The following is a 25,443-nucleotide window of genomic DNA, read 5'->3' as shown; positions in this document are numbered from 1 at the left end:
TCCTTTTTCTTTCAAATAAGGAGTGCCGCTGATATATCACGGTTGATGGTAATAGTGACATCACCGGTGATTAACGGAGCATCAAACGCGGCTAATATTTTCCGGTTAATCTCAATCAAAGCGTCATCAAGTTTAACTTCCATATCCGCAGTGATATCCACTAATTTCTCACGATCCCAAGAATCACGTGAAATCAGTAATTTCAAGAATGTCGCAATGCTATCAGGTAAATGAGCGGTGATGGCTGCCAGAGATTGCGGATTAATATCTGCCGTAGTCGCTGCCGCGACACTGGCCGTGATAAACAAATCCTTCAATAATTTGGCTAATTCTTGGCTTTCTTTTTTCAGCAGGTTCACACGGTCGGTATCTGTCACCACTTCAACAGCCGCCGACGGTAAACTCAATGTCATTGGAGTTGCACGGCTATCCAAATCGGCATAAACCCATTTACTGTCCAGCGCAAAACGTTGGTATACCCGTTCAAGAAACTTCACTTCTTGAGGTGTAATTGTCCCTTCTACTTGCAGCAGGTGTGCGAGGAAACGCGCAATAACACGACGATTTTCCAACGAGAGTGGTTCCATATTATTCTTCAGAGCCAACAATGTGTTATTTTTTCGTATACCCGGTTGCAGGTAGGCTTTTAAGCGCATACGTTGGCCGGGGCTAAGAAAGCCCCATGCATCAATATGCCGGGTCAATATTATGGATTCAGGTTCGCCGATTCGGCCATCAAACATCACCGCAGCACAAGCCAATTCGACGGTAAGCATAGTGACACGATAGGCATCAAAGGTGGTCGACTCTGTAACCAGCGATTCAATAGGAAACAGTGCAACAGTGTCCTGCAATACCGGTGTGCGATTATCCGCTCTGACATCAGGTTCGATACCCACTTGCAAAGAAGCTAATGCGTAAGTTAATGCCATTACATGGCTGCGCGCCAGGCGCTCTGGTGGTTTGGTGCCACAGGCGGTACTGAGTTGAAGAAACAACTCACCCAAAGTGACCATTAGCAAACCATAACCCACTCGGGTTTTGATATTCTCTAATTCGGTTTTTAATGCCACAGACCATAACGCCACGGGCATTAATAACTGCCCTTCTAATGACATTTTTTTCTTCGGGTTGATGCTGGCAAAACGATTGTAAATATCAAGTTCCTGCTGACATATCTCAAAGATTGCTCGCAGTTTATCGCGATGAGATTTGCACACAGCAACATTGGGTAGATCAGTAATTTGCCGAAAGAATTCTTGCCCCATTAAGCCCGTAGATGCTGGACGATAGAATATTTGTAATTTTGTTTTATTAACGGGTAATAAAAATCCATCGCCATATTGTTCTTGGTAGCGCTGGCGGAACAATGTGGCAAAAATATCTGCACAATGTGCCATTGAGATATTTTGGTTAATCGCGGGGTCGGCTTCCCCCCACGCGAGCGCCCACTCAACCGGCAAGGGTTTCTGGTCAAGAGCTAATTGCCCCAATCCAACTAATAATGCCAGTGGCAGTTCAGTTGAAACTTCGCGGGTTGTCGGAGGGGCAGAAAGATAGAGTTTCTCATCTATATTTACCTTGGTGATATAAACTAATAAGTTCTGCGCATAATGATTGAATGCGTTATTTTTCCTGTAAATATTTAGCAAGCGATTAAGTTCAGATTCAAGAATGGGCAGTTCTTTTTTTGCTATCGGATCTATAGCAGCATCAATGAGTATTCTATGTTCTAGTCCATAGAAAAATAAGAAAACATAGCTAATATCTGCGTTGGGTGATTTACGGCCCTCTGATAACCATTGTAAATACCCTTTTCGCGCCTCTGGTGAGCAGGTCGAATAATCAGGTGCACTATCAATCAGAGGTAATGAAATATCTATTTCTTCTGGCGCAACATCCATTGATGGATTAATAAAGGCGGGTTCTGCACCAGTACGGTTACTTTTGTATTTATTACCAATGTAAACCATACCATCAGGTAAATTTATTCCTGCAACCACGGCCAGTTCACCAGGACGCAACCAGGATGCACGGGCTAGAGAACCCCGTGAGATGTCGGGTTGTTTTACTTTAGGTTCAGCGGAGGGCTTCTTGTTCAGCTCATCGGGTGTAGTAGTTTGTTCTGGTTCCAACTGTGACGGGGCCATTTGATAATTGCCCAGATCCGGTATCACCGCAATCTCTTGCCTATTAGGTTTACCCGGTCGGCCCGCATGCATCTTAGTCTTACGGATATTTTGCCAGACAAGATACAGGCATAAGATAGCCGCACTCAGTGCAATCCACGCCTCTCTCGGGATACCGGTGATCAGCCCCAAAACGACTATCAGTAGGATAACCCAGCCAGTACCGGTAGATTTTTTTTTCGTCACGATGATTTATATGCCCCTATCCTAAAATAATAATTTTTATTCTGCCTTTAATGGCAATTTTTAATAAAAAATTCTTTTTAACCAAAAAATGCAGCAAAAAACCATAGAGATAACCGATAAATTTAACTTAAGTCGAATTTATCGGTTAAATAATAAATCAATATTTTATGTTAATAACAGCTTGCCTGGCACAACAGCATGATAAAATTTTCAATAAATCAATTATGCCAGTTCATTATGCAATCAGCTAGTAAAGACTCTGCAACCGCAGGATAAACTCCCATGATTTCAGTTTGTCTCGTGTCTGGTTAGAATAAATTAAATAATAAGGTTAGGTGGCGGGTAATTTGTGTTCAGATAATGGAATTGAATGTTTCTGGTTTGTTTTTTAATCAAACCATCCACGTTTTCTCTATTGATAAACGCCATACTACAAATATCGGTTAAAAATACGATGGGCATATGACAGAAAAGAAAAATCCCAGCCATTACTGCACTGGGATCTGCTACCAATAGGCCGGTATTTATTTAAGGGCCATCGCATCGCGCATGGTAAAGAACAAATCTGTTTGGTCGGTTAGACCAACAACATTTGCCGCATGTGGGCCGTAAGCGGCGATGCGTAATTGTGTGCCAGTATGGCCTTGAGAATCATCTTCAGAGTTACCATAGCTGATAGCCATTACCGCGCCGTCTTTGGTGGTTAATGCCTGTGTCAAACCCGGAGCTTTAGCATCAGCTTCAATGATTTGGCTGGAATGGGCATGATCTGCGGTCACGATGACCAATGTATTGCCATCAGCGCGGGCAAATTCCAACGCTTTTTGAACCGCTTCGTCCAGATCGACAGTTTCACCAAACTGGCCACAAGGGTTAGCCGCGTGATCTTGTTTATCAATTGATGCCCCTTCAACTTGCAAGAAGAAGCCATTTTTATTGGTTTTCAGCAAATCGATGGCCTTTTCCGTCATCACGGCTAAGGTCGGTGTCCCTGTAGTTCGTTCGGCATTGTTTTCACAAACCACTGGCGGTTTATCTATATTACCGTGATAAGAGGCTTTTGGCCCCTGCCAGCGAACCGGCATATTGCCTGGGCTGAAGAGTCCCAACAGCGGTTTTTGTTGGTCGGCCTGTTTGATTGCATTCAGGTCATCAAGATTTTCGACAATCACATAGCCGCGAGCCAGAGCTTGGTCACGCAAAGATTTGTCTTTCCATTCACCCGCTTTAGCGAGTTGGCTGAATGATTTAGAACCGCCGCCCAATGTAACATCGGCGCGCCCTTCAATCATTTGCTCAGTAATGGAGCCACGGCCGCCATTCTCTAGCGCATTGGTGCTGCATTTTTCGCTAGTTTCTTCCGGGCCATAACATTTACGGCCGGTGACATGAGCAAATTGTGCCGCAGGAGTTGCATCTTGCAGTTCAGCCGTTGAAACATTGCCGGTGGCTTTACCTGCTTTTTTAGCCAGTTCCAATAGAGTGGCATGATCTTTCCCAAACACATCAACACCCAGTGCGCCATTATAGGTTTTCACACCTGACGACCATGCGGTAGCTGAAGCTGCTGAGTCAGTCACATAATCAGGTTTCTGCGTTTTTTTATCTAATGAATAGTGCGTGTACTGCCCGGTCAGCGGCAATGCATCAATTCCTTTAAAGAAACCGCCCGCGCCCATGGCATAGTTACGCGCCGAAGTAATCTCTGAGTCTCCCATCCCATCGCCAATCAGTAAAATGACATTTTTTACTGTTTTGCTAGACAACGAATCACGAAGAGCCTGAGTTTGATCTTCTGTCAAACGGCGAGCGCCACCAAACTGGGTGATATCACCGTGGGCGCTGCGGTCATATAAACCGGTGGTGACCGCGACAGCATTGGGTGCGAACAGAGAGCTGCTCAGCATCAGGGTCGATAGCGCTATGCCGGACAAAGTGGGTACGCGGTTCTGCATCAGTAGAGTTCCTTGTTGTAAAACAGTCATACAATTTGTATTGATTGGTTACAACGGATACTAGAACAGGCGAATGACGCTTTTATGACAATCAACGCTTTTATGGCAATCCACGTATTTATAACAACCAATGCTTTTATAAAAACCACGATTGATTATTATCCCTTATCTTTCAGAGCCATCCCCCTGTTCTGTCGCCACCATTCCACAAAATGGCGCTAAATCAGGCCACCGTTAGCGCGCAGCACTTGCCCATTAATCCAACCACCGTCTTTACCCACCAAAAATGCTACTGCCGCAGCAATATCTTCTGGTGTACCCAGCCTTTCCAATGGTGCCATTTTTGCCATTTTTTCAATAAGTTCTGCCGATTTCCCATTAAGAAAAAGGTCAGTTGCGGTAGGCCCCGGAGCCACGGCATTGACGGTAATATTGCGGCCCCGCAACTCTTTCGCCAGGATTGCCGTCATTGTTTCAACCGCAGCTTTGGTCGCAGCATAAACAGCATACTTTTCCAACTTTAAATCCACCACACTGGTTGAAAAATTAACAATTCGCCCACCGTATCTAAGGCGTTTTGCGGCTTCCCGCATCCCGTTAAAGCTCCCTTTCAGATTAATTGCAATCTGGCGGTCAAAGTGTTCATCATCACTATCGGCAATCGTACTGAGTGACATAATTCCGGCATTATTGACCAAAATATCAACGCCACCAAAAGCGGCTTCTGCTTTAGCAAACAATTGAACTACAGCGGCAGAATCACTGATATCCCCTTTAGCACTCAATGCATTTCCGCCCGCTTGTTGGATTTTACGCACTAAAGCTTCGGCTTCCTCATCAGCTCGAGAATAATTGATGAGAACGGTGTAACCCTCCTGAGCTAAACGCTCGGCTATTGCTGCACCAATACCTCGTGATGCTCCTGTGACAATGGCGACCTGCTGAGTAGTTTTCATCATAATATTCTCCTGAATATGTATTTCATTATTTGTACTCGTTTATGGGCAGTTAGTTCTCAAGCCATGTTCTCAAGAACTGCACCCACGGAAACCGGTACACAGAGCATGCCACTTTTACTTATTCGGATAATTACCTATTATTCGTTAACACTATCCGAAAAAGACGAACAATAGTATGGACAGAATTGATGCAATGCGCGTGTTTATCAGAGTAGTGGAACAGCGCAGTTTTACCCAAACCGCACAAGACTTAAATTTACCTCGATCTAGTGTGACGGATGCAGTTAAGCAGCTTGAAAAACGCTTAAATGTCCGCTTATTGCAACGCACTACCCGGCATGTCAGTCCGACACTGGATGGGGAAGCTTACTACCAGCGCTGCCTGCAAATTATTGCTGATATAGAAGATGCTGAAATGGCGTTTGCTAATGCTAAGCCACGGGGCTTACTGAGAATCGATGTACAAGGCACCTTGGCTCGCCATTTTGTATTACCACAACTACCTGATTTTATAGCACAATATCCCGATATCGAATTATTTATCAGCGAAGGAGATAGGCTAGTTGATTTGATTCGTGAAGGCTTTGACGGCGTATTGCGTGTCGGTAATTTGCAAGACAGTGATATGGTGGCCCGCCGCGTGGCACTGCTACCACAGGTAACTTGTGCTGCACCGCGCTATTTGCAACAGCATGGAACACCACTCACACCTAATGAGTTAGCCGGGCATCAAATGGTAGGGTTTCGTTCCAGTGCGACTGGCGGATTAATGCCATTAGAATTTTGTATCAGCACGCAATCTCAGCCCTCCGCCAGGAAAAAGCTTTCATATCAACGGCCACAGCCCTATTTATCAGCTAAAGTTCAAGATATGAAAGTTCAAAATGTGAAATTACCGGCGGTTCTATCCGTTAGTGGCGCAGAAAGTTTTGTGGCTGCCGCACGGCTGGCATTAGGGATCATTCAGGTACCACGTTATCACATCGAATCAGACTTACGTGCCGGAACACTGATTGATATTCTCCCAGAATATGCCCCGCCCCCCATGCCGGTTTCTTTTCTGTATCCACGTAATCGACAATTGTCACCACGGGTGCGTATTTTCAGTGACTGGCTGAACCAAGTATTCCTGAAAGCATTTTCCTGACAATAATATCTCCTTGAAAGGCGATGCTGCTGACACCATAAGCAGCCGAGCTAGCCAGCTCGGCTGCAACGCTAATTTATTAGTCTTTTTCAACGGATTGATAGATATCGATATCAAAATAGCCGTCACTTCTGCCGTCATTGAGGTAAACCTCATAACAAGCGCCCTCGGCTGGGTGATAGCCACTTTGTGGTAAATGTTGGTGATACAATTCTCCCCAAGCTTTAGCATAACCATCATCATCATCCGTTACTCGGGTGTGATACACCGCATATAGACCTGAGGGGATCACCTGTAACTCCAACTGGCCGCGAAGTTCTACTGGTAAGACATAGTCATCAGCGACAGATAAGGATACATCAGCCCGTAACTCAGCCGGTGGATTGGTTTCTGGGTTATCCCAGTAAAGTGCTAACCAATCTTTTCCTGGAATTTGGTGCTGGGTATAAAGTGATGATAGTTGGTCAAATCCTTTCGGGATGGTCTCGTGATAAGGCCCAACAACTCGGATACCCACAATCTTTTTCGATTCTTTTTCGACTATCTTGAATGTCATATCGCTACCTCGACTCAATGGTTTTAATAAAAACTAAGTGACTAAAGATACGAACCCACGCCATAACTGTACATTCATACAGTATAGCGGGATTTAATGACATTTGATTAGTTTTTAACCTTGATTTGCGAACTGTTTCGCAAAAAATCATCTGCTTGTTCAAGTTGAAGATGACTGAATATCTTGATCCCGTGACGACGCAGTAAAGCTGTTGTCACTCCCTGTCCTGCGCGTTGAGTACCATTAAAATGGCCATCATAGATACGGCTACTACCACAAGATGGGCTACCTTCAGTCAGAATGGCCAATGTGCACTGATGTTTTTGAGCCAATTCCAAGGATTGATAAGCCCCTTGCAGAAATTCCCGGCTGACATCATTACCCCATTGCTCAATCACCCGCGCCTGCCCCTGTAATACCGCCTCGCCATTACCTTGCTGAATTTCTGCTGGTGGGCGTGGCACCGGCATTCCTGCGGCTAATTCTGGACAAATTAGCACCAGTCGCCCTTCATCCTGCCAGCGCTGAATAATTTCATCATGAACAGACAGAGCGCTGCCGTTATAACGGACAGGTTTCCCCATCAAGCAGGCACTGATCAGGATACGCGCAGGTTTGGATTCCACGAGATTTTCAACCTTACTATTGTGTGATAAATGAATTAGTGATGAATTAAAAATAACTATAGCCACCGATAATAACCAATTAATAGTGGCCAGTCATAAACTCAGAAAATAATTAACGCAAAACAGATATTTCTTGGGTTAATAAATAGAGCGCGGCCTATTTTGAATGGTTATAGGCGGATAAGACTTGCGGTAACAATCTCGCCAGGCGCTTTGCCCACTGTTCCTGCCCATCGGGTTGAGTAATAAGATCCTGACGAATCTCTATTCCTACATAAGGTAAATGGCGCTGTTCCGCATGAAATGGCAAAGTGAAATCGGTTGCATCTGTCATGGCATAAGGTTGGTTAACTCCGACATTTAAGGAGCCATCTTGCTGTAAAAATGCCACTAACTGCAAAGAAAACTCAGGATTACGGTTAAATAAAGTTCCAACTTGCCACGGGCGTGAAATGTTTTTAAACGACGGGGTAAAGCTATGCATGGAAATAATGACACTGCTCTGGCCGCAATCATGGCGCTGATTAAGTGTCTGTGTAATTAAGTCATGATAAGGCTGGAATACCTCATTTCGACGGGCTTGTGCCTCTTCTACCGTGACACCAATATTGCGTGGTATCCGCGTGTTTTCCGAAATTTCAGGAATAGAGCTGGCGATACCCGGCGTGCGGTTACAATCAATCACTAAGCGCGAGTAACGCTGATGAATCAATGTTGCATCCAAATATTGGCTAAGTAATTGCGCGGTAGCCAATGAGCCAATATCCCAACCAATATGGCGGTCAATTTCCCCGGCGGGTAACCCCAAATCCCCAAGTTGGGCGGGAATACGCTGCCCGGCATGGTCTGCCAGCAAGATAAAAGGTGAACGGCTCTCTGGGCGTTCAATGGCCGCAGCCGGAGGTTCGCCATCACGTAATAAAGGAATCAAAGTGACATTGGACATGAATTGAATACCTGATAAGAATGGATTTCGTAAATAACAGACTTTTATCCTAGCGGCTTATCCTTACTTCGCACACCCCGACCTTATACTTAAACTTTATGGTTTATGCGATTAGCCCCGCAATAACAGCAGGTTTTTACTTTTCGTTCCTGATAGTCATCTATTGATGTTATTTTTCATGTAATAATCTTCAGTAAATATTTATTTGTACTTAACCCGTGGTAGCAAAGTCGTGGAGAACTATGGAAACGTTTTTAATTGATCGGATGGCAACCCCACAGGGTGAACTGTTGTTAATTGCAGACGAAGAAAACCGGCTACGCGCCATTGATTGGACGGATCATTATGAGCGCCTGATGAAACTGCTACGCAATCATTACGGCACCAATACCTTTACCCTAGTGGAAAAACGGAATCCCGGTGGGTTAAGTGACAGCATGCAGCGCTATTTTGCTGGTGAGCTGAGTATTATAGATAATTTACCCGTAAAAACAGCCGGGACTGACTTTCAGCGCCAGGTTTGGGAACAACTGCGTAAAATCCCTTGTGGTGAAACCATTACTTATGGCGAATTAGCAAAACGCATTAACCGCCCCACAGCTTCGCGGGCTGTAGGGATGGCTAATGGCTTGAATCCCATTTCAATTGTTGTCCCTTGCCATAGAGTCATTGGGCAGCAAGGTGCATTGACTGGCTATGCCGGTGGTGTCGAGCGAAAACGCTGGCTATTAATGCATGAGGGCTATCTTTTAGTACGCTAACTATTCTTGCTCTTATCAGACGCAAGAAAAGATGTTAAAATTGACGCATATCAATATTATTGGGAATACCCTATGATCCCGGAAAAACGCGTAATCCGACGTATTCAGTCTGGTGGTTGTGCAATCCATTGTCAGGATTGCAGTATCAGCCAGCTCTGTATTCCATTTACTTTGAATGAAAACGAGCTGGATCAGCTCGACAATATCATTGAAAGAAAAAAACCTATTCAGAAAGGACAGGCGCTGTTTAAAGCAGGTGATGAGCTTAAATCACTGTATGCCATCCGTTCCGGGACCATCAAAAGTTACACCATTACCGAAGAAGGTGATGAGCAAATTACCGGTTTCCATTTGGCGGGCGATTTAGTCGGTTTTGATGCCATCAGTAACCTACAGCATCCAAGCTTTGCGCAAGCTCTCGAAACATCAATGGTTTGCGAAATCCCATTTGATACACTGGATGACTTATCCGGCAAAATGCCAAATTTGCGCCAACAGATGATGCGTCTAATGAGTGGTGAGATCAAAGGTGATCAAGACATGATTTTACTGCTTTCTAAAAAGAATGCAGAAGAGCGTCTGGCGGCCTTTATTTATAATCTCTCTCGCCGTTTTGCTCAGCGCGGTTTCTCACCACGTGAATTCCGTCTCACCATGACTCGTGGTGACATCGGCAACTATTTGGGTCTGACGGTAGAAACTATCAGCCGTTTGTTGGGTCGTTTCCAGAAAAGCGATATTCTGAGTGTGAAAGGTAAATATATAACTATCGAGAATACCGAAGCACTGGCTAAGCTGGCGGGTAACCCAAGACCTAGTCTGTAATTTCCATACCCACCAGGTTTCAATATGCAGAGTGAGTCTCAAGGAGGAGGCTCATAAATCCGGCGAGCATACTCCCGTCAGTGATTCGGAGGATTAAGGGCAACCAATACACCTACAACTCTAAAGCTGATTGATATATTATTGCTCTGGTTCGTTCTCTCACCTGTCCTCTTTCACTTTCATGGTTTACTCTTTAACTAACATACTGTTAATTCACGGTTGTAAGGAGACTCTATGGCAAAGTATCAGAATATTCTGGTTGCTATTGACCCCAATCAGGATGATCAACCTGCATTAAGACGTGCAGTCTATCTTGTGCGGCGCAACGGCGGCACAATCAAAGCATTTTTAGCTATTTATGACTTGTCTTATGACATGACCACCCTGCTGTCACCCGATGAGCGCACCGCTATGCGCAAAGGGGTTATCAGCCAACGCTCAGCTTGGATAAACGAGCAGTGCCGATTTTATCTTGATGAAGGGATACCGATTGAAATCAAAGTGGTATGGCACAATCGGCCCTACGAAGCCATTATTCAGGAAGTCCTGAAATTTAAACACGATTTATTGCTAAAAATGGCACATCAGCATGACCGCCTGGAGTCTATTATCTTCACCCCGACTGACTGGCATTTATTGCGCAAATGTCCCTGCCCGGTGTGGATGGTAAAAGACCAACCTTGGCCGGAGGGTGGCACGGCACTGGTGGCCGTCAACCTCTCAAGTGAAGACCCGCTGCATGACCCACTCAATTTACGTTTAGTGAAAGAAACCCGAGAACTTGCTGAAAATCTCAACCAAACTCAAGTGCACTTGATTAGCGCCTATCCGGTCACTCCCATTAATATCGCCATCGAGTTACCTGATTTTGATCCGAGTGTTTATAACGATGCTATTCGCGGTCAGCATTTGGTCGCAATGAAAGCACTGCGCCAGCAGTTTGGTATTGATGAAAAATTCACTCATGTAGAAAAAGGTTTACCCGAAGAGGTGATTCCTGACCTCGCTGAACATTTACGCGCTGGGGTGGTGGTTTTAGGTACTTTGGGGCGTACAGGGCTATCTGCCGCCTTTATCGGGAATACCACAGAACATGTGATCGATCATCTTAAATGTGATTTATTAGCGATTAAACCGGAAGGTTTTACTTGCCCGGTGGAAAGCAATGAAGATCAAAATGATGTCGAATAACTCCCTTTCTCACGTGCTATTCTGATTAAATCCAAAGAAAAGGGCCACCGAGGTGGCCCTTAATCAAAGACTACTGCGCCATTACAACGCGCGTAAAATGGCTTCTACGCTGTCTTTGGCATCGCCAAATAACATTTGAGTATTGTCTTTGAAGAACAATGGGTTTTGTACGCCCGCATAGCCGGTGTTCATTGACCGTTTAAAGGCAATAACATTTTGCGCTTTCCACACTTCCAACACTGGCATACCTGCAATGGGGCTGCGAGGATCTTCAAGTGCGGCAGGGTTTACCGTGTCGTTAGCACCAATAACCAGCACGACGTCAGTGCTTGGGAAATCATCATTGATTTCATCCATTTCCAACACCACATCGTAAGGTACTTTGGCTTCAGCCAATAACACATTCATATGGCCTGGTAAGCGCCCTGCTACTGGGTGAATACCAAAACGTACTTTGATCCCCCGAGCTTGCAGTTTTGCTGTAATGTCAGCCACCGGATATTGTGCCTGTGCCACCGCCATACCATATCCAGGAGTGATGATGACAGAGCTAGCATTTTTCAGCAGCTCAGCCACTTCTTCCGCGTTAGTTTCACGGTATTCACCCATTTCTTCAGCATCACCGGTAGAAGATCCATCGGTACCAAAGCCACCGGCAATCACGCTAATGAACGAACGATTCATCGCTTTACACATGATGTACGACAGGATGGCACCGGAAGAACCCACTAACGCACCGGTTACAATCAGCAAGTCATTGCTGAGCATGAAGCCTGCGGCCGCTGCGGCCCAACCGGAGTAGGAGTTCAGCATCGAAACCACAACCGGCATATCAGCACCACCGATGGATGCCACCAGATGCCAACCGAAGCCCAAAGCAATCACGGTCATCAATAGCAGTGCGACCACTTGTAGGGCCACGCTATCTGTCTTGACGAACATAATCATCAGCAGGAATGAAACAACCAGCGCCACCAGATTTAACTTATGGCGTTGTGGCAGCATCAGCGGTTTGGATGAGATAATCCCGCGTAACTTACCAAAGGCAACAATTGAACCGGTAAATGTTACCGCCCCGATAAAGATCCCCAAGAACACTTCGGTCAGATGGATATTCACCATCACCGCATCCATGACCACGGTGCCATGATCCAGATAGCTATTAAAGCCAACCAGAACCGCCGCCAGACCCACGAAACTGTGCAGAATAGCCACCAGTTCCGGCATTTCGGTCATTTCGACTTTCTTCGCCAGATAAATACCAATTGCCCCACCAATCACCATGGCAATGATAATCCAGGCAACATTCCCTGAATCTGGCCCCAGAATGGTCGCGATAAGTGCGATGGCCATACCGGTCACACCGAAAGTGTTACCTTGTTTGGATGTTTCGTGGCGCGACAGCCCAGCCAAACTGAAAATAAATAAAATCGCAGCAACTATGTACGCAGCTGTAACGAGACCACTAGACATCAGTTACCCCTTCATTCTTATAAGTCATGGTGTTATACCTGTCATACTTCAAGCTGCATGTGCGTTGGCTACTCTCTTTCACCCAAATCATTGACGGGCGTCAACTCATCGGGATTCATTCGCTTGCCGTCTTCCTGCAACTCGAATTATTTAGTGTATATATCAACTCAGTTTTCACAGGAAAAACTAGTTTTTACGGAACATTTTCAGCATGCGCTGGGTGACAGTAAAGCCACCAAAAATATTGATGCTGGCAATCAATACGGCAATAAAGGATAAGAAACTCACCCAGCCGCCATGACCAATCTGCAACAATGCGCCCACCACAATAATGCCGGAGATGGCGTTAGTGACTGACATCAGTGGAGTATGTAGCGCATGGCTGACGTTCCACACCACGTAATATCCAACCACACACGCCAGAGCAAAGACCGTAAAGTGAGATAAAAACTCTTTCGGTGCCACATTTGCCAACCAACCAAACAGCACGATAGCCAGTGCCATGATGATGTACTTAGGCCAAGGCGATGAAGGTTTAGTCTCTTCTTTGACAATCGGAGCTGCTTTAGCGACCTGAGGCTGAGCTGAAACTTGAATAGGCGGAGCCGGCCAGGTCACTTCACCGGTTTTGACCACGGTAACACCGCGGATGACGGTATCTTCGAAATCAATATCGATCTCGCCATTTTTCTCTTTGCAGAGTAATTTCAGCAAGTTAACCAGGTTGGTACCATAAAGCTGGGATGACTGTGTCGGTAAACGGCTTGGCAAGTCGGTATAACCGATGATTTTCACGCCATTCTCGGTCACTGTCACTTTATCAGCCACAGTCAATTCACAGTTACCGCCGGTCTGCGCGGCCAAGTCGACTATCACGCTGCCGGACTTCATCGACGCAACCATTTCTTTGGTTATCAAGAGCGGTGCGGGTTTACCTGGAATCAATGCGGTGGTAACAATGATATCCACTTCGGCCGCTTGTGCAGCAAATAGCGCCATTTCGGCTTTGATAAACGCTTCAGACATGACCTTCGCGTAACCATCGCCACTGCCCGCCTCTTCTTCAAAATCAAGTTCGAGGAATTCAGCGCCCATACTTTGGACTTGTTCTTTGACTTCCGGACGGGTGTCAAAAGCACGGACAATCGCCCCTAAGCTCCCTGCCGCGCCAATGGCTGCTAACCCTGCAACACCGGCCCCGATAATCATTACTTTTGCTGGTGGGACTTTACCCGCCGCGGTAATTTGCCCGGTGAAGAAACGGCCAAATTCATGAGCAGCTTCGACGATTGCGCGATAGCCCGCAATGTTAGCCATTGAGCTGAGGGCATCCATGGATTGCGCGCGCGAGATACGCGGCACAGAATCCATCGCCAATACAGTGACCTGACGCTCTGCTAATTTTTGCAGTAATTCCGGGTTCTGGGCTGGCCAGATAAAGCTGACCAAGGTGCTCCCCGCACGCATCAGGGCAATTTCGTCCTCAAATGGGGCATTCACTTTGAGGATAAGGTCGGATTGCCACACATCGGTGGTATCCGTAATGGTGGCACCCGCTTCCTGGTACGCCGCATCGTCAAAACTGGCTAAATGACCAGCTCCGCTTTCAATCGCCACGGTGAAACCTAATTTCAGCAATTGTTCTACCGTTTTCGGCGTTGCTGCAACACGGGCTTCATTGGCCAACCGCTCTCTTGGTACACCAATACGCATAATGTTCCCTTTACCTATCTTTAATGATGAAGATTGCCATACCCTTCTTAATTGAAGTTATGGGTGTTAGCGGCGCTCATTAACTCACATCACTGACTTATGTCAGCGCATCGGGAGCTACCTACCTGTAACGCCAATTAATTCGGATATGCTCAGTTCTTTTGGTTACTGACAAACCTGCTTAGTTACGGCTCCCTATAACCTACTGAAAATGTGACTTATGATCCATATCTGTATGCAGTTCTGCAGCAGTTTTTGCACTAAAACTGGCAGGCGGAAAGAACTCTGTATAATTCACTATAAAAATAATATTTACTAGCGGCTTGTCCTGCAAGTTTGAGCCAAAATAATAAGCATCAGTATAATAAGGCAGCCCAGTGATGGCGCGGCATCAGGTTGGAAAAATGTAAATAATCCGTGTTTATGACGTTAAAGCCATTATTCGTAAAGCTTATCTCTATTCTTCATGTAAAGTGCTAGCAGGCCTAACTCCGGAATTCATATATTTAGTCATATAAATTATTTAGTCATATAAATTGCGGAGACACCCGCCATTATTACATGTAATAATCATCTGCTATTCTGTTACACATCAATTGTTCCGCATGTATCAACGTTAATGCGCAAGGCGAAAGGATTTTTTATGAAGCTGAAATACACGATCATCGCGTCGGCATTGCTATCACTCTCGGCGCTTTCTGCTGCACATGCGGCAAAAGAACTCACACCAGAGCAAGCAGCAGCCATTAAACCATTTGATCGTATTACTATTACCGGCAGATTTAATGCAATTAATGAGGCCGCCGATGCTGTATCCCGTCGTGCTGATAAATTGGGCGCTGATTCGTTCTATATTCAAGATCTCAACAGCAATGGCAATGGTGGCAACTGGCGTGTAACGGCCGATGTTTATCATAAAGATGCTGAGGAAGTGAGCAAAGAGACTCAGTATCGTATTTTTAATGGCATCAAAGAATTACCAAAAACAGAAGCCTACAGTTTACAACCTTACGATACTGTCTCTGTCAGTGGTTTCTTCCGCAGCCAGCCAGATATTAACGATGCTATTTCCAAAGCAGCAAAAGAGAAAGGTGCTTACTCTTTCTTCATCGTGCGCCAGGTTGATGCTAACCAAGGTGGCAACCAGTTCGTCACGGCGTATGTTTATAAAGAGGATGCTGCCAAACGTACCGTGCAAAGCCCTGATGTGATCCCCGCCGATTCAGATGCTGGCCGCGCAGCACTGGCTGCTGGTGGTGCTGCGGCTGCGAATGTAGAAATTCCAGGCGTTGCTTCTTCAGGTACACCAAGTGCTGATGTGGGCCGTTTCTTTGAAACGCAATCATCCACAGGTAAGCGTTACACTGTCACGCTTAATGACGGCACTCAAATTCAAGAATTAAACAACACCACTGCCGCGCAGATGGTACCGTTTGACTCAATTACCTTCAGCGGTCACTACAACAGCATGACCGACGTTTCCCATGAAGTCGCTAAGCGCGCAGCGGCTAAAGGGGCGAAGTATTATCATGTTACTCGCCAGTGGCAGAACCAAAGTGGTGGTAACCTGAGTGTTAGCGCTGACTTGTTTAAATAAGTTTGCTGCAATCGTAATCATAAGGGTAGCCATTGGCTGCCCTTTTTTTATCTGTCAGCGGGGGCGATTTGCCTGATGAATTCCGACTGAATAATTTTTTGCCCAAATCGCATAACCAATCATTGCATGATCGCCTCCCACTCCGTAAAATCGCCCGAAAATTATAGGGCTATTATCTGTCAAATATTGATAAGTTAGCCTCATATAATGCTACTTACAAGCCATTAACCATTCATTAATACTCTAAAAACCAGGATTTATAATTGGAAAGAAAACTCGGCCTGACGGCGCTCACCGCGCTGGTTCTCAGTTCAATGCTGGGTGCAGGTGTCTTCAGCTTGCCACAAAATATGGCTGAAGTTGCCAGCCCAGCGGCCTTACTCATTGGCTGGGGTATTACCGGGGTGGGGATCGTTTTTTTGGCTTTTGCCATGCTATTGTTAACGCGCCTGCGCCCTGATCTGGATGGTGGAATATTCACCTATGCCAAAGAAGGCTTTGGTGATCTTATTGGCTTTTTCTCCGCGTGGGGTTACTGGTTGTGCGCCGTCATTGCCAATGTCTCTTATTTGGTGATTGTTTTTGCCGCATTGAGCTTTTTTACCGATAAGTCTGGCAGCATTATCTTTGGTGAGGGGAATACCTGGCAGGCGCTCTTGGGTGCATCTTTCCTGTTGTGGATGGTTCATGCATTGGTATTGCGTGGCGTTCAAACCGCAGCCAGTATCAACCTGGCCGCGACACTGGCAAAACTGTTGCCCATCGGCGGGTTTATTGTTTTAGCCGGCATGGCTTTCAGCCTCGATACCTTTAGCGTTGATTTTACTGGTATTGCCCTACACACCCCGGTTTGGCAGCAAGTGAAAGACACGATGCTCATCACATTATGGGTCTTTATTGGGGTGGAAGGCGCTGTTGTTGTTTCTGCCAGAGCGCGCAATAAAAAAGATGTTGGCCGGGCGACAATGCTGGCGGTTATCTCAGCTTTATGTGTTTATCTGCTAATAACCTTATTGTCCCTTGGGGTAGTGCCGCGCGCTGAATTAGCGGGTATGCGGAACCCATCAATGGCGGGCATTATGGTAGAGATGATTGGCCCTTGGGGGGAAGTGATTATTGCCACCGGACTGATTATTTCGGTGTGCGGCGCTTATCTTAGCTGGACCATTATGGCCGCAGAAGTCCCTATGGTGGCGGCCAAACATGGTGCATTCCCTAAAATATTCCGACATCAGAATAAACACAATGCACCCGCGAAATCACTATGGCTGACTAACTGTGCCGTGCAAGTGGCGCTGATTCTTATCTGGCTGACGGGCAGTAACTACAACACCTTGCTGACCATTGCATCAGAGATGATTTTAGTGCCCTATTTCTTGGTGGGTGCATTCTTATTTAAAGTGGCCCTGAAACGTCAGGACTGGCGATTGATTATTGCCGCCAGTGGCGCCTGTTTGTATGGTTTGTGGCTGATTTATGCGGCTGGCTTGCTGTATCTGCTGTTATCCGCCCTATTGTATGCCCCCGGTTTACTGGTATTTATTTATGCACGTAAAGGGCATGAAGGTCTTCGGCTACTTAATACAGTGGAACGCGCGGCGATTGGCCTGGTGCTGATTGCGACCATTCCAGCAACCTGGGTGGTAATGCATTAAGTTGGAAACACTCGACAATGGGCACGCCAGTAACACTGGCTGTCCATTTGAGTATTGGTTGCAGATAAACTCATCCTCATCATCTACCAAGAGGATTTATTCTCCCGATATGTCCACCGATAAGCATTCGCCCATCTGACTTAGTTGCATCGATAGCGGAAATTTTTGTTTTATTTCATTGAGTTGCGCGGTTTCCAGAGAGTAAGGTAATTGGATCTCCAATACAGTTATCCCCTGCTGTTCAGCGAGACGAATTAATCGAATAATATTGGTTTCATCGCTAAGTTGGGTCGATAATACCTGTAGCGCTAAAGCAGTCAGCCGCTCCTGAGGCGTTTTTTCCGATGCAGTTTGCGACTTTACCACCATACCAAAAATCGGCATGACACCATAAATAGCATCAATAAAACTCCATCGTTTTTTGCAAGAAACCGCCAAAAATTCCGTGTAATCGAAGCAGACTTTTTCATTGTGCGCTGGCACACCAGTGTGTTCGCCACTCATCCCTCAGTCCTTAGCTGATTGATACAGCTATTCATTAACCATAAGTATTGATATATAAACGATAGACCCAACTATAATACCCTAAATAATTCGAGTTGCAGGAAGGCGGCAAGAGAGAGAATCCCGATGAGCTTACTGTGTTGTAAGTGATTCGGGTAATTGAACGTAGCCAACACACATGCAGCTTGAAGTATGACGGGTATAAATAGAGATGACGATACAATCACTCCAGTTAATATAATGAAATGTTTTGCCCGTTGTCTACCGATCAGTCATTGGCATTGATAATTCATTGGCATTAATAATCAAGTAACGTGCATAGTATTGCTACCAACAGCGCGCTATGCTGAATTCCGGCACTTTTATAAACTGAAAAACATGACCAATATTGTTTTTGTAGAAGACGACCCGGAGGTCGGAAAACTGATTGCAGCTTACCTTGGCAAACATGATATTGATGTGTTTGTTGAACCACGAGGCGATACTGCACAAGCCGTTATTGAACAGCAACAACCTGACTTGGTGTTGCTCGATATCATGCTGCCAGGGAAAGATGGGATGACGCTGTGCCGTGACCTGCGACCAAGCTATGAAGGCCCTATCGTACTGTTGACCTCACTTGACAGTGATATGAACCATATCCTTTCCCTGGAGATGGGTGCGAATGATTATATCCTGAAAACAACGCCCCCGGCAGTATTGTTGGCGCGGTTACGTTTGCATTTACGCCAGCATAATCAACAACAAACCAAAGAAACCATCAGCCCGCCACTCACTGGGTATAATGCAATTCACTTCGGTCTGCTCTGCATTGATCCTGTTAATCGACAAGTTAATCTTAGTGATGAAGAAATTACTTTATCGACTTCAGATTTTGACTTGCTGTGGGAACTGGCAACCCATGCCGGGATTATCATGGACCGGGAAGCATTATTGAAGAATTTACGTGGTGTCAGCTATGACGGGATGGACCGCAGTATCGATGTTGCGATATCGCGCTTGCGCCGCAAACTTTACGACAATGCCCTCGAACCTTTTAGAATCAAAACCGTCCGCAATAAAGGTTACCTGTTCGCCCCGAATGCCTGGGAGTCTGTGCAGCAATGAGGAAGCTATTTATTCAGTTTTTCTTATTACTGTTCGTCTGCTTTATGGTGATGGCGATGTTGGTTGGGCTGGTTTATAAAGTGACAGCGGAACGTGCTGGTCGCCAGTCATTAGATGACTTGATGAAAAGCTCGCTTTCATTGATGCGCAGTGAGCTGCGGGAAATTCCACTGAAAGATTGGAATAAAACCATTGCCACTTTAGATTTAAATCTCTCATTTCAATTACATATCGAACCTCTCGATAAACGGAATCTCGGTGAGCGCTTGAATAAACGCCTACGAGCCGGTGAAATCATTGCTTTGGATGATGAATATACTTTCCTGCAACGAATCCCCCGCAGCCGCTATGTCCTTGCTGTTGGCCCAGTCCCTTATTTATTTTATTTGCATCAAATGCGGCTGCTTGATTTGGCCTTACTTATCCTGATTGGCCTCTCTTTGGCTCTTCCGGTATTTCTTTGGATGCGCCCCCATTGGAAAGATTTGCTTAAATTGGAGAATGCCGCCCAGCGGCTAGGGTCGGGCCACCTGGACGAGCGCACGCATTTTGACCCCACTTCAAGTTTAAGCCGCTTAGGTGTCGCATTTAACCAAATGGCTGACAACATCAGCACCTTGATTGTCAGCAAGAAACTGCTTATTGATGGAATTGCTCACGAGCTGCGCACCCCACTGGTTCGTTTGCGCTATCGGTTAGCCATGAGTGATAACCTGACTGAAAGTGAGCAACTGGCTTTGAGTCGCGATATTGGCCAGTTGGAAGCATTGATTGACGAGCTGCTGACCTATGCTCGGCTGGATCGCCCGCAAGTCTCACTCAATCTGGAACCTATCGACTTACCGGCTTGGCTCACGGCAAAAGTTATGGAGATGCGCTTGATTCATAGTGAGCGCGAAATAGAACTCGATATTCCTCATCGTGGCGATTTCGGCGCAGTTGACTTACGTCTGATGGAGCGAGTATTGGATAATTTGGTCAATAATGCCCTGCGCTATTCGACCCAACGGCTGCGAATTGGGCTGTGGTTTGATGGCGATAATGCTTGCTTACAAGTTGAAGATGACGGGCCGGGGATTCCATTAGAAGAACGCGCCCGAGTATTTGAGCCTTTTGTCCGGCTGGACCCTAGCCGGGATCGCGCAACCGGGGGCTGTGGATTGGGCCTGGCAATCGTTCACTCCATTGCATTGGCTTATCAGGGGAGTATTTCCGTTGATGCCAGTTCGTTAGGAGGCGCGAGTTTCCGATTTTGTTGGCCGGTAAAAGGTCTTTACTCACTCACTATCGACCAAGATGACTCTAAATAATGGTTTTGCCTACCCAATAATTTTGCCCAAATACTAGCCTTAATAAAACAAATCGGCCTATAGATTTAATGGAGTTTTTTATGACCACTGCTTATCAACACCTGCGCGCTACGTTTACACGCCTTTCTCGCTTTGAGCATTTGTCGGCCATTGCCGGATGGGATATGCAAACTATGATGCCGCCAAAAGGTAATCTTGCCCGCTCAGAGGCAATGGCGGAGCTAAATGTACTGCAACATCAAATACTAACGGCCAAAGATGTTGGGGAATGGTTGAAGCAAGCGGAACAAGAAACTCTGGATGATGTCGAGCAAGCAAATTTGCGTGAGATGCGCCGGCACTACAATAATGCCGTGTTGCTGCCGGAAGCATTGGTTGAGGCGAAATCACTAGCAGGTGCCCGCTGCGAACATGCATGGCGACAGCAGCGCATCGCGAATGACTGGAATGGTTTTGCTGAAAATCTACGTGAAGTGGTCACTCTCAGTCGCGAAGAGGCATCAATTCGTGCTCAAGCTGCCGGAACATCGCGCTATGACGCATTGCTGAACTTATATGAGCCGGGAACCAATAGTGCCGATTTGGACCGTATCTTTGGTGACCTTAAACAGTGGTTACCCGATCTCTTGCAAAAAGTGACAGCCAAGCAAGCGGATGAACCCTGCCTGATACCACAGGGGCCATTTGACCTGGAAAACCAGCGCCAACTTGGACTCAATGTGATGAAAGTGCTCGGTTTCGACTTTGATGGTGGCCGAGTCGATGTCAGTGTCCATCCATTCTGCGGTGGTGTACCGCAAGATGTACGCATTACTACACGTTATAATGAACAAGAATTTCTCAGTGCATTAATGGGTATTATTCATGAAACAGGTCATGCACGTTATGAGCAAAATTTACCGCGTGAATGGCTGGGCCAACCAATATCACATGCTCGCTCAACGGCAATTCATGAATCTCAAAGTCTACTGTTTGAAATGCAATTGGCCCGCAGCAAAGAATTCTTGCAAGTCATTCGTCCATTGGTGATACAGCAATTTGGTGAACAACCGGCTTTCGCAGAACAAAATTTTATTGCCCTGAATCAACGTGTTAAAACCGGTTTTATCCGAGTTGATGCCGATGAAGTCAGCTACCCTGCTCATGTCATTTTGCGCTACGAGATCGAAAAAGCATTGATTAGCGGTGAAATCGAGGTCGATGACATCCCGGCCTTGTGGAATGAAAAAATGCAGCAATATCTGGGGATTAACACCGAAGGTAATTACCGTAATGGCTGTATGCAAGATATTCACTGGACCGACGGTGCCTTTGGTTATTTCCCGACATATACACTGGGTGCTATGTATGCTGCCCAGCTTTTCCAAACGGCGCGAAATGCTATTCCCGGATTAGATAAGAATATTGCCAATGGTGACCTTAGCGCCCTATTCAATTGGTTACAGCAAAATATCTGGCAACAGGGTAGCCGCTATTCAACCGCGGAACTGATCACCAAAGCGACAGGTGAACCACTTAATCCTCGCTTTTTCCGCGAACATTTAGAGCGGCGCTATTTATAATCCTCTTCAGTACCCAGATTGCCCTTTTATACGGACTCTCCCCCTGAGAGGCCGTATTCTCTACTGACCATAAATTTCAGCTTAGTTTCCAATTCCCCGATAGACCCAGTGGGAGCGCAACGGGGGATTACCATTAGTCATGGGCAATAGTTGGTGAATTAATTAGCCGGTGCAGAGGCTGCCAGCCTCTGCATTCGGGGCTGAACAATGAAGGTCATTGTAACACCAACAAGAAGCCCTAAAGGTAGTGCTTTCACGACAGTCGTCGCCCACACCAAAGACCATCCAGAGGTCAAACCATGCTGAGCGAACGTGACAACAAGTGCAATCAAACCTTCCATCATGATTGAGACACACACAGCAATCACACAGCGAAGGACGAAAGGAGTGCGGCTCGCAAGTAGCACAAAGTCAAATCCATTGACAATATCAACCAATAATCTCGTGCTTTTAGTGGCGTTGAGTTGCTTAAAATGAATATAACATCCGGACAGATAAATACCGGACTCGATATCAGCAGGATTTAAAGCAATCCTTCCTGTTGAACCTGATAGACAGTCCTTACTGCGGTCTGAAAACCAAGACTGCGAGCACATGATGGAGCCTAAGATCATCTGTTCGCTGCCCGACGAGGGAGGCTCGGGTGTTCAACTTGGTTCTATGTGGTCAAAGATAGCACTGAGTGATCTTTGATTTTTCACTTAAATGTATGTTGTAACTAAAATAGAGCAATTTGACATTTTATTTGGCGGTTTCATTCCTTTGGGCTTCCCTGCTATCTCCGCCATAAACTGTGCTCACACGCACGTGATAAATCGTATACTGAGTTGCCTATTAGTCATAACAATCAGCCCTGTACAATCGGTTACAAGCCGAAACCAATGACTCACGGAAGCCATTAATCATTTCCTCTATTCTCATTACAACGACCCAACGGGGCCGATATACAAACAGAACTCTGAGGAATAAATCATGAAAACAGTATTAGCTCTGATTGTTGCTGCAACTTTGGGTATGTCTTCTATCGCATTCGCCGCCGACACAGTTGCACCACCTGCTGCTCCAATGGCCGGAGCACCCGCTGTCCATAGTGCTCCAGCCAAAACTATGCATCACAAAAAAGCTAAAAAATCGATAAAAAAAGCGGAAAAAACTGCACCGGTGCAAAAAGCACAAGCGGCTAAAAAACACCACAAAACAGCGGCACAGACTAAATCTACCCCGGCAGCAGTACCGGCCATCAAATAGCAGCCAAAAAGCTGAACTCAGCTCTTCACGATGAGTTTGCAACAACTGAATTCACCCAACACCCGGTTTTCCGGGTGTTTTTTATCGGGAGTGCTGATAATGCTGCGCCGTTATTTATTTGAAATCACTCTGACCACATTAATTATTTGCGGGCTGATTACATTGTTTTTCTATTTATAACAACAATGGCCTATTTCGCTCTAAAATTATTGAAAAATCAAATAATGACAACACAACACATCACTAATTATGTCTATAGTTAGCGGTAGGGAAAATCGTGATGAGCAATTTAATCAGTCGAACTCAGGTTTGTGAATAGATAACCCTCTAAGGAATAATAAGGCAGGCTAACTATTTATGCGTTTATCTTCATTATTACTATTAAGTCTGTTACCTCTTTCTGCGGCTCTAGCCCACTCACCGACAGACACGCAAAATGATGACGCCAGCATTGCAGATCAAATGACTCTGTTTTTCGGTAAAGATGACCGTACAGCGGTCACTGATAACTCCGAATGGCCATGGCAAGCGATTGGCCAAGTTGAAACGGCAAGCGGTAACCTTTGTACTGCAACATTAATCTCCCCTCGCCTGGCACTGACAGCAGGTCATTGCGTATTAGCTCCTCCTGGTAAAGTTGACCGGGCCGTGGCCTTACGATTTATTTCCCAAAATGGTCATTGGAAGTACCAGACGACCAGTCTGGAAACACTGGTGGATGCTAAATTGGGTAAAAAACTCAAACCTGATGGTGATGGTTGGATAGTTCCGCCCGCCGCCGCAGCGTATGACTATGCACTTATTCGATTAACGAGTAAAAAAACCATTCCAATCAAACCATTGCCTCTGTGGGATGGAACTGCGAGTGAATTAACTCAAGCACTTAAACAAGTTGATCGTAAAATCATTCAAGCAGGTTACCCCCTTGACCATCTGGACACACTTTATCGCCATGAAGATTGCCTGATTACAGGGTGGGCACAGCAAGGCGTGCTTTCTCATCAGTGTGATACATTACCCGGTGATAGCGGCTCGCCCCTACTGCTGAAGAATGGCGAAAAGTGGTCTTTGATTGCGATTCAAAGTTCCGCTCCCGCCGCTAAAGACCGTTATCTCGCGGATAACCGAGCTTTGGCAGTCACGGCCATAAAAGACCGGTTAAAAACACTCGCAAATAAAGCAGCCAAATAATACGGGTTATTCTGCGAGATAGATTAATGGGCTAACAAAGGGACTTTATTGCCTATTATTTCTTATCTGCACGATGGGACTTTTGATTAAATTTAAAAACAAAAGTCCCTCCTAATGCTGCGGCATATCGACTTAACGTCGTCAGATTAGGCGAAATAATGCCTTTCTCCATCCGGCTAATATTCTGTTTCCTCAACCCCGCTCTCTGAGCAACCTCTTGTTGGGTCAGCTTACATTGCTGACGAGCAGCCTTAAGCTCCGTCATCATGGTTTGCCTAATCTGTAAATCTAAATAAGCTTCATTTACCTGAGGGTGATGTAAAGCCGCTGCTTTAACCTCTGAAAAAGGAATAATGTCAAAATCATCTTGTTTTTTCATGGCTGCAATCTCCGTTTGATTTCTTTCATACGCTGATAAGCCAACATCAGTGTCCGTCTGGAGGTCTTTTGCGTTTTTTTCTGCAAAATATGAATGATATAAACCTGCTGGTCAGCTTGATAAAAGAAAAAACCGCGCCCGGCCCCCTCCTTCGCACTGACCCTCAATTCTTTCAGCCCTTTTCCTAAATCCCGAACTACAGGCTCCCGTAACTCGTGATCATAAGCCTCTAACTCATCCAAAGCTTTGATCAGAGCCGCCTGTATCCCTGGCGGCAATTTAAACAACTCCCTTTGTGCCAACCCCAATAAATTAATCACATACATAAGCAATCCCTGCTCCCGAAAAACTCTATCAAACTCA

The 25,443-nt window shown here is 45.8% G+C and carries 23 protein-coding genes; 11 read left to right on the top strand and 12 right to left on the bottom strand.

Annotated elements, in window-relative coordinates; genetic code table 11:
* Positions 1 to 11 precede the first annotated feature (11 nt).
* The 3 genes from OVO64_RS03525 to OVO64_RS03515 form a co-directional block, all read right to left on the bottom strand.
* The gene (locus tag OVO64_RS03525) at positions 12 to 2,375 is read right to left on the bottom strand and encodes a TerB N-terminal domain-containing protein (protein WP_267248622.1); all 2,364 of its coding nucleotides are present in this window, start codon (positions 2,373 to 2,375) and stop codon (positions 12 to 14) included.
* A gap of 524 nt (positions 2,376 to 2,899) precedes the next feature.
* Positions 2,900 to 4,330: an alkaline phosphatase gene (phoA, locus tag OVO64_RS03520; RefSeq protein ID WP_038632811.1), complete on the bottom strand. Its 1,431-nt coding sequence runs from the start codon at positions 4,328 to 4,330 to the stop codon at positions 2,900 to 2,902.
* Positions 4,331 to 4,548: 218 nt separating this feature from the next.
* Positions 4,549 to 5,289, bottom strand: a complete 741-nt coding sequence (locus OVO64_RS03515; RefSeq protein WP_267248621.1) for an SDR family oxidoreductase — start codon at positions 5,287 to 5,289, stop codon at positions 4,549 to 4,551.
* A 175-nt stretch (positions 5,290 to 5,464) separates the two neighbouring features.
* Between OVO64_RS03515 and OVO64_RS03510 the strand changes: the two genes are divergently transcribed.
* A complete protein-coding gene (locus OVO64_RS03510) occupies positions 5,465 to 6,436 on the top strand; it encodes a LysR family transcriptional regulator (RefSeq protein ID WP_038632806.1) in 972 nt (323 codons plus the stop codon).
* 79 nt (positions 6,437 to 6,515) lie between these two features.
* Here the strand turns inward: OVO64_RS03510 and sbmC are convergent, their stop codons facing one another.
* The 3 genes from sbmC to OVO64_RS03495 form a co-directional block, all read right to left on the bottom strand.
* Positions 6,516 to 6,992, bottom strand: coding sequence for a DNA gyrase inhibitor SbmC (gene sbmC / locus OVO64_RS03505; protein ID WP_038632804.1), 477 nt, complete (start codon positions 6,990 to 6,992; stop codon positions 6,516 to 6,518).
* A 107-nt stretch (positions 6,993 to 7,099) separates the two neighbouring features.
* Complete coding sequence (locus tag OVO64_RS03500) at positions 7,100 to 7,618, bottom strand: DUF523 domain-containing protein (RefSeq protein ID WP_038639504.1); 519 nt, start codon at positions 7,616 to 7,618, stop codon at positions 7,100 to 7,102.
* Positions 7,619 to 7,775: 157 nt separating this feature from the next.
* Entirely contained in the window at positions 7,776 to 8,564 is a 789-nt protein-coding gene (locus OVO64_RS03495) for an N-formylglutamate amidohydrolase (RefSeq protein ID WP_038632802.1), read from the bottom strand.
* A 242-nt stretch (positions 8,565 to 8,806) separates the two neighbouring features.
* Here OVO64_RS03495 and ogt point away from each other — a divergent pair, with 242 nt between their 5' ends.
* The 3 genes from ogt to uspE all read left to right on the top strand — a co-directional run bounded on the left by ogt (position 8,807) and on the right by uspE (position 11,341).
* On the top strand, positions 8,807 to 9,325 hold the full coding sequence (gene ogt, locus OVO64_RS03490; protein WP_038632801.1) for a methylated-DNA--[protein]-cysteine S-methyltransferase: 519 nt from the start codon (positions 8,807 to 8,809) through the stop codon (positions 9,323 to 9,325).
* Between the two features lie 72 nt (positions 9,326 to 9,397).
* A complete protein-coding gene (locus tag OVO64_RS03485) occupies positions 9,398 to 10,150 on the top strand; it encodes an FNR family transcription factor (protein WP_004390269.1) in 753 nt (250 codons plus the stop codon).
* A 234-nt stretch (positions 10,151 to 10,384) separates the two neighbouring features.
* Entirely contained in the window at positions 10,385 to 11,341 is a 957-nt protein-coding gene (gene uspE, locus OVO64_RS03480) for a universal stress protein UspE (RefSeq protein ID WP_038632798.1), read from the top strand.
* 81 nt (positions 11,342 to 11,422) lie between these two features.
* Here the strand turns inward: uspE and pntB are convergent, their stop codons facing one another.
* Positions 11,423 to 12,814, bottom strand: coding sequence for a Re/Si-specific NAD(P)(+) transhydrogenase subunit beta (pntB, locus tag OVO64_RS03475; RefSeq protein WP_038632795.1), 1,392 nt, complete (start codon positions 12,812 to 12,814; stop codon positions 11,423 to 11,425).
* A gap of 186 nt (positions 12,815 to 13,000) precedes the next feature.
* Positions 13,001 to 14,527, bottom strand: a complete 1,527-nt coding sequence (gene pntA, locus OVO64_RS03470) for a Re/Si-specific NAD(P)(+) transhydrogenase subunit alpha (RefSeq protein WP_038632793.1) — start codon at positions 14,525 to 14,527, stop codon at positions 13,001 to 13,003.
* A 643-nt stretch (positions 14,528 to 15,170) separates the two neighbouring features.
* Between pntA and ydgH the strand changes: the two genes are divergently transcribed.
* Both ydgH and OVO64_RS03460 read left to right on the top strand, forming a co-directional pair.
* On the top strand, positions 15,171 to 16,124 hold the full coding sequence (gene ydgH, locus OVO64_RS03465; protein WP_038632789.1) for a DUF1471 family protein YdgH: 954 nt from the start codon (positions 15,171 to 15,173) through the stop codon (positions 16,122 to 16,124).
* A gap of 263 nt (positions 16,125 to 16,387) precedes the next feature.
* Positions 16,388 to 17,779 (top strand): amino acid permease, encoded by a 1,392-nt coding sequence (locus tag OVO64_RS03460; RefSeq protein WP_038632787.1) that lies wholly within the window; start codon positions 16,388 to 16,390, stop codon positions 17,777 to 17,779.
* Between the two features lie 96 nt (positions 17,780 to 17,875).
* Here the strand turns inward: OVO64_RS03460 and OVO64_RS03455 are convergent, their stop codons facing one another.
* Positions 17,876 to 18,283 carry a hypothetical protein gene (locus OVO64_RS03455; protein WP_038632785.1) on the bottom strand — a complete coding sequence of 136 codons (408 nt, stop codon included), beginning with the start codon at positions 18,281 to 18,283 and terminating at the stop codon, positions 17,876 to 17,878.
* Positions 18,284 to 18,661: 378 nt separating this feature from the next.
* Between OVO64_RS03455 and rstA the strand changes: the two genes are divergently transcribed.
* From rstA to OVO64_RS03440, 3 genes are all read left to right on the top strand, one after another.
* The gene (gene rstA / locus OVO64_RS03450; protein ID WP_038632783.1) at positions 18,662 to 19,390 is read left to right on the top strand and encodes a two-component system response regulator RstA; all 729 of its coding nucleotides are present in this window, start codon (positions 18,662 to 18,664) and stop codon (positions 19,388 to 19,390) included.
* The gene (rstB, locus tag OVO64_RS03445; RefSeq protein ID WP_042562375.1) at positions 19,387 to 20,700 is read left to right on the top strand and encodes a two-component system sensor histidine kinase RstB; all 1,314 of its coding nucleotides are present in this window, start codon (positions 19,387 to 19,389) and stop codon (positions 20,698 to 20,700) included. The genes rstA and rstB overlap by 4 nt, the downstream gene beginning before the upstream one ends.
* A gap of 80 nt (positions 20,701 to 20,780) precedes the next feature.
* On the top strand, positions 20,781 to 22,262 hold the full coding sequence (locus OVO64_RS03440; protein WP_038632779.1) for a carboxypeptidase M32: 1,482 nt from the start codon (positions 20,781 to 20,783) through the stop codon (positions 22,260 to 22,262).
* Positions 22,263 to 22,420: 158 nt separating this feature from the next.
* Here the strand turns inward: OVO64_RS03440 and OVO64_RS03435 are convergent, their stop codons facing one another.
* Positions 22,421 to 22,876: a DUF2798 domain-containing protein gene (locus tag OVO64_RS03435; RefSeq protein ID WP_080723391.1), complete on the bottom strand. Its 456-nt coding sequence runs from the start codon at positions 22,874 to 22,876 to the stop codon at positions 22,421 to 22,423.
* 358 nt (positions 22,877 to 23,234) lie between these two features.
* Here OVO64_RS03435 and asr point away from each other — a divergent pair, with 358 nt between their 5' ends.
* Both asr and OVO64_RS03425 read left to right on the top strand, forming a co-directional pair.
* Complete coding sequence (asr, locus tag OVO64_RS03430; RefSeq protein WP_038632774.1) at positions 23,235 to 23,510, top strand: acid resistance repetitive basic protein Asr; 276 nt, start codon at positions 23,235 to 23,237, stop codon at positions 23,508 to 23,510.
* A gap of 357 nt (positions 23,511 to 23,867) precedes the next feature.
* Entirely contained in the window at positions 23,868 to 24,701 is an 834-nt protein-coding gene (locus OVO64_RS03425; protein WP_267248620.1) for a trypsin-like serine peptidase, read from the top strand.
* Between the two features lie 55 nt (positions 24,702 to 24,756).
* Here the strand turns inward: OVO64_RS03425 and OVO64_RS03420 are convergent, their stop codons facing one another.
* Positions 24,757 to 25,080 (bottom strand): helix-turn-helix domain-containing protein, encoded by a 324-nt coding sequence (locus tag OVO64_RS03420; RefSeq protein WP_050291694.1) that lies wholly within the window; start codon positions 25,078 to 25,080, stop codon positions 24,757 to 24,759.
* Entirely contained in the window at positions 25,077 to 25,406 is a 330-nt protein-coding gene (locus OVO64_RS03415) for a type II toxin-antitoxin system RelE/ParE family toxin (RefSeq protein WP_145509844.1), read from the bottom strand. The genes OVO64_RS03420 and OVO64_RS03415 overlap by 4 nt, the downstream gene beginning before the upstream one ends.
* Between the last annotated feature and the right edge of the window lie 37 nt (positions 25,407 to 25,443).

Source organism: Yersinia sp. Marseille-Q5920 (assembly GCF_946902935.1).
In the GTDB taxonomy this organism is placed as follows: domain Bacteria; phylum Pseudomonadota; class Gammaproteobacteria; order Enterobacterales; family Enterobacteriaceae; genus Yersinia; species Yersinia rochesterensis.
This window is presented reverse-complemented; position numbering and strand designations above follow the sequence as displayed.